The organism is Saccharomonospora sp. NPDC046836, assembly GCF_040645195.1.
In the GTDB taxonomy this organism is placed as follows: domain Bacteria; phylum Actinomycetota; class Actinomycetes; order Mycobacteriales; family Pseudonocardiaceae; genus Prauserella_A.
Genome location: NZ_JBEYXW010000092.1, coordinates 1 through 6,811, shown reverse-complemented (window position 1 = coordinate 6,811; position 6,811 = coordinate 1). Strand labels below are relative to the sequence as shown.

The 6,811-nt window shown below is 71.0% G+C and carries 11 protein-coding genes; 1 reads left to right on the top strand and 10 read right to left on the bottom strand.

Annotation, left to right across the window (positions count from 1 at the left end):
• The 9 genes from ABZ863_RS35130 to ABZ863_RS35090 form a co-directional block, all read right to left on the bottom strand.
• Positions 1 to 167, bottom strand: a 167-nt coding sequence (locus ABZ863_RS35130; protein ID WP_358544043.1) for an NUDIX domain-containing protein, incomplete at its 3' end; no start/stop codon positions are given.
• Between the two features lie 16 nt (positions 168 to 183).
• A complete protein-coding gene (locus ABZ863_RS35125; protein ID WP_358544041.1) occupies positions 184 to 576 on the bottom strand; it encodes a DUF3307 domain-containing protein in 393 nt (130 codons plus the stop codon).
• 13 nt (positions 577 to 589) lie between these two features.
• Positions 590 to 922 (bottom strand): hypothetical protein, encoded by a 333-nt coding sequence (locus ABZ863_RS35120; protein WP_358544040.1) that lies wholly within the window; start codon positions 920 to 922, stop codon positions 590 to 592.
• Positions 919 to 1,845 (bottom strand): hypothetical protein, encoded by a 927-nt coding sequence (locus tag ABZ863_RS35115; protein WP_358544038.1) that lies wholly within the window; start codon positions 1,843 to 1,845, stop codon positions 919 to 921. The genes ABZ863_RS35120 and ABZ863_RS35115 overlap by 4 nt, the downstream gene beginning before the upstream one ends.
• On the bottom strand, positions 1,842 to 3,188 hold the full coding sequence (locus ABZ863_RS35110; RefSeq protein WP_358544035.1) for a hypothetical protein: 1,347 nt from the start codon (positions 3,186 to 3,188) through the stop codon (positions 1,842 to 1,844). The genes ABZ863_RS35115 and ABZ863_RS35110 overlap by 4 nt, the downstream gene beginning before the upstream one ends.
• A complete protein-coding gene (locus tag ABZ863_RS35105) occupies positions 3,185 to 3,499 on the bottom strand; it encodes a hypothetical protein (protein ID WP_023422084.1) in 315 nt (104 codons plus the stop codon). Before ABZ863_RS35105 ends, ABZ863_RS35110 begins: the two co-directional genes overlap by 4 nt.
• On the bottom strand, positions 3,496 to 3,750 hold the full coding sequence (locus ABZ863_RS35100) for a DUF6284 family protein (protein WP_358544033.1): 255 nt from the start codon (positions 3,748 to 3,750) through the stop codon (positions 3,496 to 3,498). The genes ABZ863_RS35105 and ABZ863_RS35100 overlap by 4 nt, the downstream gene beginning before the upstream one ends.
• Before the next feature lie 94 nt (positions 3,751 to 3,844).
• The gene (locus ABZ863_RS35095; protein WP_354910969.1) at positions 3,845 to 4,024 is read right to left on the bottom strand and encodes a hypothetical protein; all 180 of its coding nucleotides are present in this window, start codon (positions 4,022 to 4,024) and stop codon (positions 3,845 to 3,847) included.
• 85 nt (positions 4,025 to 4,109) lie between these two features.
• A complete protein-coding gene (locus tag ABZ863_RS35090) occupies positions 4,110 to 4,298 on the bottom strand; it encodes a hypothetical protein (protein WP_358288393.1) in 189 nt (62 codons plus the stop codon).
• 461 nt (positions 4,299 to 4,759) lie between these two features.
• On the opposite strand from ABZ863_RS35090, the gene ABZ863_RS35085 reads away from it, so the two are divergent.
• Positions 4,760 to 6,037, top strand: a complete 1,278-nt coding sequence (locus tag ABZ863_RS35085; RefSeq protein WP_358544031.1) for a helix-turn-helix transcriptional regulator — start codon at positions 4,760 to 4,762, stop codon at positions 6,035 to 6,037.
• Here ABZ863_RS35085 and ABZ863_RS35080 read toward each other — a convergent pair.
• Positions 6,021 to 6,668: an NUDIX hydrolase gene (locus ABZ863_RS35080; protein WP_358544029.1), complete on the bottom strand. Its 648-nt coding sequence runs from the start codon at positions 6,666 to 6,668 to the stop codon at positions 6,021 to 6,023. The genes ABZ863_RS35085 and ABZ863_RS35080 overlap by 17 nt on opposite strands.
• Positions 6,669 to 6,811 lie beyond the last annotated feature (143 nt).

Here is a 6,811-nt window from a genome sequence, read left to right as displayed (position 1 = left end):
GCGGCGGTGCGGGAGGTCTCGCCCTGGTCGACGTGGCCGCCGGGCAGGGCCCAGGCGCCCTCGAAGGGGGGCCAGTCGCGCTCGATCAGCAGGACACGGCCGTCCGTGGTGACGGCGACGACGTCGGCGGTGTAGCGGATGGTCTCAGGGGTTTCGGCGGCGCTCACGAAGGCTCCTTCGGGGTCAGGCGGCGAGGAAGAGGGCGGCGAGAGTGAGGGCGAGGAGGTGGGCGGTCTGGTCGACGTGGGCGGCCCCGCCGTGCGCGGCGAACTTGGGCTGTCGGGCCCAGGTCATCCAGGCGGTGACGAGGCGTCGGCGGTCGATGACGGCGTGCGTCGTGCCGATCCAGACGAGGACCGCGAGGGTGGGCAGGACCGGCAGCCGCCACCCGAGGACGAGCGAGCCGACCGTGAGCAGGAGCGCGCAGACGGCGACGTGCACCGCCGCGTGCGTTCCGTTGGCGGTCCAGCCGCGGCGGCCGGGGCCGGCCTTGTGCGCGGCCTGGCGGTCGGTCTGAAGGGGGTAGTCGGCCAGGAGGTGGCCGACGTAGAGGAGGAAGAGGATTTCGGCGAACACGGCCGGTCTCCGTTCAGTCGAAGAGGGCGCCCTGGTTGGGGTCGGGGCGGCGGGTGTCCTTGCGGGCCTGGCGCAGGGCGCCGGTGTGGCAGTCGGGGCACCAGGCCATGAGGTCGGCGGCGGGCAGGGGCACGGCCTGCACCAGGGGTGTGAGCGGGGTGGGGGGTGCGGCGATGAGGTGGACGCGGCGGCCGTGTTTGCTGGTGTAGCCGTCGTGGACGAGCGGGCAGCGCCCTGCGCCTTTGCGGTGGGGGTTGGTGCACTGGCCGGTGCACTGGCAGCGGTGGTCGGCGGCTTGCATGACGGCGGTGTGCAGCGCGGCGGCTGCGAGGGGGACGCTGTTCATGCGGCGGCCGGAAGGTCGGGGCCGCTGCTGCGGCAGGTCCAGGGGGAGCAGCCGGTCGGCTCGTCCTCGCCGTCGTTGAGGAGGTCGAGGAGGTCGCCTTGGCGCTGGCTCCATTCGTGGGCGGTGACGCGGTCGATGGGGGCCTGGTCCAGGGGCAGGCAGGAGCGGTGCAGGTATGCCTGGCCGAGGAGGGGGTGTCCGGTGTGGTTGGCGCGTGCGGCGCCGGCGCGGATCTGGTGGTCGAAGGTGACGGCGTCGGCCCACTCGGCGGGCTGGTGGTCGCGCATGTGGCGCCACTGGGCGTTGGAGTGGAAGGGGCAGCCGATGCACGCGGATTTCGGGGTGGTGGCCCAGCCGTGGGCGGCGAGGTAGCGCAGGCAGTCGGTGCGGGTCCAGTCGAGCTCCAGCAGGGGGTGCCGGTTGACGGCGTAGCGGATGCCGGAGTCCTTGGCGCGGTCGAACTCGTCGCGGCTGATGCCGACCCACTGTTCGGCGTAGAGGCCGTCGGGCAGGCGGTTGCGGCCGGGGTGGCCGAGCAGGGCGCGGACCTCGCGTTTGATGGCCTTGAGCTTGTACTCGCCGGTGCACTGGCGTCGGATCATGCCGATGGTGTTGTCCGGGTTGCGGACGAACAGCGGCATGGACGCGAACCGGTGGCCGGGGTCGAGGGCGTCGGTGCGGATGTTGCCGCTGCTGGTGCGGATCACCGGGATACCCGCCGGGGCGGCGATCTCCGCCTCGATCCGGTCCAGGTGGGCGTAGACGGCGGCAGGTTCCCAGCCGGTGTCGGAGAAGACGGCCGCGTCCAGACGCGGCAGCCTGCCTTGGGCACTGAGCAGCAGAAGCGCGGTCGACTGCACCCCCGCCCCCAGCGACAACACCCGCAAAGGCGGACCAGCGGACGGGATGACGGTGGGGCTCATGCGGCCACCTCCTTGCGACGCTCAGCGAGGAGCGTGTCGCGAAGCTGGCGGGCGCGGGCGGCACCGATGCCGAGTTCGCGGCGGATGGCCTCGGCGGTCAGGTCGGCGGTCGACCAGCCGGCCGTCTTGGTGCGGGCCTCGGCAAGGAGCTGGTCGAGGGTGCGGGGCGGGCGGCGGGTCCGGGCGGAGTCGGGCACCCGGTGCGTGACCCGGCGGGCCGGTCGAGTCGACTCAGCAGCCAGCGCACGCGCCGGACGGGACGGCCGGGTAGCGACGGGCTTGAGGTCGAGAGTTGACTTCAGGAAGCCGGCCGGGACCGGCTTCGGCAGATTCACCACCGCCGCCCCGTCGACCGGCTCCACGACGGCCGGGCCCGCAGCGGCAGCGGCGTCCCCCGCCGATTCCGCCTCGACCGGGGCCGGGACGGGGCCGGAGGGTTCGTGCAGGTCAGGGGTCGACCGGTCTCGACCGAACCAGCCCCTTTTCTTGCTGTTTCGGGTGGTGTGTTCGGCGGCCTGGTAGGCGGCGGTGCGGGTGACGCGGCGGGCGACCAGGTCCGGGGTCATGCCCGGCTCGTCGGCGCCCTGCTCGATCTCCCACGCCATCGCCCACGCGTCCTCCTCGGTGAGGGAGTCGACCGGGGCGGCGGACAGGAGTCGACCGGCTGTCCGGGCGACCGTGCGGTGGTGGCGGCGCCGGAGTCGGGCGTGGCGGCGCCGTGCGCGGGCGTCGGGGGTCTCGTCCTCGTCGGCCGCGAGGGTCGAGACCCACTGGCGGATCTCGAAGAGGAGCGGGCCCAGCAGGGTGACGGCGGCCAGGCCGACTCCGGCGGTGGTCTGCTGGGCCGGGGTGAGCCCGGTCAGGTGGCTGCCGTAGCCGTAGTTGATCCACGCGGCGAACCCTGCTGCGGCGACCACGAAGGCGCGCAGCATCCAGCGGACGCGGGCGGCGAGCTGGCGGGCGTCGGCGAACGCGACCCCGGCCGCCATCACCCACGCCGCCCCCTCCAGGGCGAGCGGCAGGGGCAGCAGCATCGGGGAGATCTCCACGAAGTGCATCACCTGCGCCGGCAGCGACGCCAGACCCGAGGCGACGACGAGGCCGAGAGTGCCGGTGCGGTAGACGTTCTGCGGCGTCAGCTTCTCCCGCCGCCACGCCGCCTTGTCCTCCTTGCGGCGCGCCTTGTCGGCGGCCTGCTGGGCGGCCAGGCGGGCGGCGCGCTCGTCGTCGGCGAGCTGCCGGGCCGCGCGGATCTCCTCGGCGACGGCGGCGTCCTGACGGCGGCGTGCGGCGGCGGCGTCCTTGTCGGCGCGGGCCTCGGCCCGGTAGTCGACCGTGCTCATCCCTCACCGCCCGTCTCCACCGTCGTGGCGAGGCGGGTGCAGGAGGTGAGCTTGAGGGTGATGCCGTCGACCTCGTGCAGCACGGTCAGCCAGGCGTCCTTGGTGCCCGCACGGCCCCGGACCGTGGCGCGGTCGATGTCCAGGGCGGTAAGCCACTGGTGGAAGGCGTCCGGGGCGTCGTAGAAGGTCAGGTTGATCTGCTCGGTGAAGATCCCGCAGATGTCGACGGCCGGGGCAGGCAGCTCCGGGTGACGCTCGACCAGGCCGGCCAGCACCGCAAGGCGCGGGGTGAGGGTGGCGAGGGTGTTCACGCGGCCTCCCCCGTCCCGGTGTTGGCGAGCGCGGCGCGGGCGGCGAGCACCCGGGCGTGGGCCCGGCGGGCGCGGCGGGTGTCCAGCTCGTTGGCGGGCCGGTCCATCAGGGCGATGACCGTGTCCAGCTCCTCGACCTCGGCGGCGAGCAGCGGGGCCTCGGCCTCGATCGCGGCCAGCTCGGCGTCGGTCGGCTCCAGCCACGGCGCGAACGCCGTAACGGCCGCCGCCAGGGTGACGATGTGCTCCATGGGTCAGTGAGTCCTTTCGCGAGGAACGGCCCAGGAGCGGCCCCGAGGTCTCATCTCGGGGCCGCTCGCCGTTCGCGGGATGTGTGGTGGGTGGTCAGCGGCGCCGGCGGCGGCCGTGCCAGGCGGCCTCGGCGGAGTCGGCGCAGGTCTTGTGGGCGCTGCGGATGCCCTCGTTTTCGATCGGCCGGTGGCAGTACGCGCAGCAGCCGAACGGCGCCCTCACGGGCAGGCTGTAGTCGGTCTTGCGCTTCGCCGTGATGCGGAACTTCGACACGCTCGCTCCCTCCAGGGACCGGACTGTCCGGGTCCCCACCGCCACCCGCGCCCCAGCAGCGGGCGGGGGTGGCGACGGGCACTCGTCAGGCGCGGTCGGTCGGGGCGCAGTCGGGGCAGGCCGGGTGGTCGCAGATGTCGATGCGGCCCAGGCCCACGGCGGAGGTGATGGTGTTGGCGGCTCGGCCGCCCTTCTCGCCGGCGATCGTGCGGCCGGCGGCGTGCAGGTGGCGGGTGACGACCTCGGCGAGCGAGGCGCCCTTGATACGGGGCATGTGATCTCCCTTGATCCAGGGACCGGATCGTCCGGCTCCCCTCAGCCCCGCCCGTACAGCACCGCCACGAAGGCGGCCCGCACGGGCGGAGGAGGCAACCGGCCGCCGCGAGTAAGCGGCGGAGGGGGTTGGGGCGGTGTTCGGATCTCGTCTTCGCTAGGCGCCGCTCGGTCTGGGGAGGTCCGAAGTCCCAGACGTCTTGGGTGGCGGCATCAGGCGTGCCTAAGCGGTTCTTTTGAGTCGGTGGCGTGTCCCCCATCTGGGGTGTTGGGCCCCGGTGTGACGGGGGCCCCTTCTCGGCCGACTGGTCTCCACTCGCCTCGGCCGGAACGGTCACGGCCGCCGTACTGCGGTGGATCACGCTGTTGAGTTGTTGAGCGCAGCCCAAAGGAGGGCCACCTCGTGCGTGCCGTCCGACCCCCTCGGGGCTCATCTGGTGCGCACCAATAGGTAAGCATCTGGTGCGCACCAGACGCAACCCCTTCGACGCGGTCGGCGTCTGCGTGCATCTCTACGGAACGGCCGAAGAGGGGTGCTCCGGTAGCCAACGCGGGTTAATGTCGGTGGGGTTAACCAGCTCTCACCTGCGGCGTTGGGAAGACGGCATGGCGAACGGGTTAAGGGCGGCCAGGAGGGCGCGAGGGTGGTCGCAGGAGAAACTCATCTACGAGATGCGGCGTTTCGCCGAGCGGCGGCTTCTCGACATCGCGTCGCCTCCGAGCCTCAAGGTCTACATCTCTGAGTGGGAGAACGGCCGTCGCGTCATCACGGACCGGTACGCGGCCGTCCTTCGGCCCCTGTTTGGCATCACGGACGCAGAGCTGCGAGGTCGGAGTGAGGAGCCCCCTACTCCGGCGGGTGGCTACGAGGAACTACTAGGCCGCATCGACTCGGCGAGCAGCCTCAGCGCATCCATGGTTGAGCCGTTTCTCGACCAGACTGAGTTGTTGCGAACCATGGACCGTCAGATGGGAGCCGCCGGGCTCATTGACCAGATGAACGGGCATTTGGCGGCAATGGAAGAGGCGCTGACGTTCACTGTTCTTCCGAGTGCGAGGCGACCAGTAGCGGCTGCGCTTGCAGGAGCCTCCACCCTCGCCGCGTGGCAAGCTTTTGACGCTGGCGCCGTAGAGCGAGCGTGGCAGCACTACGAGCTGGCGAAGAAGGCAGCGCAGGACGCCGAGTCCCCCTTGTACCTGGCCCACGCGATGGGTGAGCAGGCTTATGTGTTGGCTGATGCCGGCCGCCCGCAACTCGCGATCGAGTTGGTACGGGAAGCGCAGCGAGTGCAGGTTGAGCAGCAGTCGCCGCGACTGCGGGCTTGGCTCGCAGCAGCGGAGGCTGAGCTGTGCGCCGCTGCTGGCGCTGACAGAGCGACGGAGGCCCGTGCAGCGTTGGACCGGGCGGAGGCTCTGTTGCCGGACGACGGAGAGGCGCGGGACCCGGACATGCTGAGCATCTTCCTCAATGCAGGGCACCTCGGGCGCTGGCGCGGAAATGTACTGGTCAAGCTCGGTGACGAACGCGCTATGGCTGAGCTATACGCTTCGCTAAACGAGGCCGATCCAACGTTCGTGAGGGCCAGCGCTGGCGTGCATTGCGACCTCACGCATGCCCACCTTGCGCGTGGCGAATTGGACCAAGCTCGTAGTCACCTTCAGCAAGCCAGGCTGGCAGCGAACCGCACGGGGTCCGTGCGGTATCGCCAGCGTGTGGAACTGCTTACCGAGCGGCTGTAGGCCGAGAGGAGAGGAGGTGGAGGAGAGCGACGATCGTTCCCGATCCCATCAGCTTGCCCTCCCTCATCAGCCCGGGAATCTCGTCCAGCGGTACCCAGGCGACGTGGCCGGCCTCCTCAGTGTCAGAGGGATCGCCGACATGGGTGGCGCCTTTCCCTACGAAGACCTCGTGTGGCGAATCGACCATGCCGATCATGGGTTGATAGGTAACCACATGCTCGACTGCTGCCGGGCGCCATCCGGTCTCCTCCTCCGTCTCCCGCACGGCTGTGACGGCAGGGTCCTCGCCGTCATCCACGATGCCGCCAGGAAGTTCCCATCCCCACTGCTCTGGCACGAAGCGATAGCGCCACAGCATGAGCACACGGTCCTGGTCGTCGAGCACAGCGGTGATCGCAACGTGGTGGAGCCGCACGACGTGATGCTCGAAGCGCTTGACGCCGGGGGGCTCGACGTCGACCAGGTCCAGATTGACCCACCGATTGTCGTAGATGCGGCGGCTGCCGTGGATCTCCCAGGCAGGCAGGTTGCTCGGCGTCGGTACGCCGCTGCTCCCGACGACGCGGTAGGCGCTTCGGTCGTGGGCCTTGATGAAGCGTTCGTTCGCGAGGCGGCCCAGTACTTGCCGCAAGGCTGTGCGGCCGATGCCCAGCTCGGAACTCAGCGTGCGTTCTGACGGCCTCCAGCCGGTAGGAGTCGGCGATCGCCTGCGTGGACAGCCACAGGGTGGTGGCAACACCGGCGGCCAGGAGCGACATCAGCAACAGCACGAAC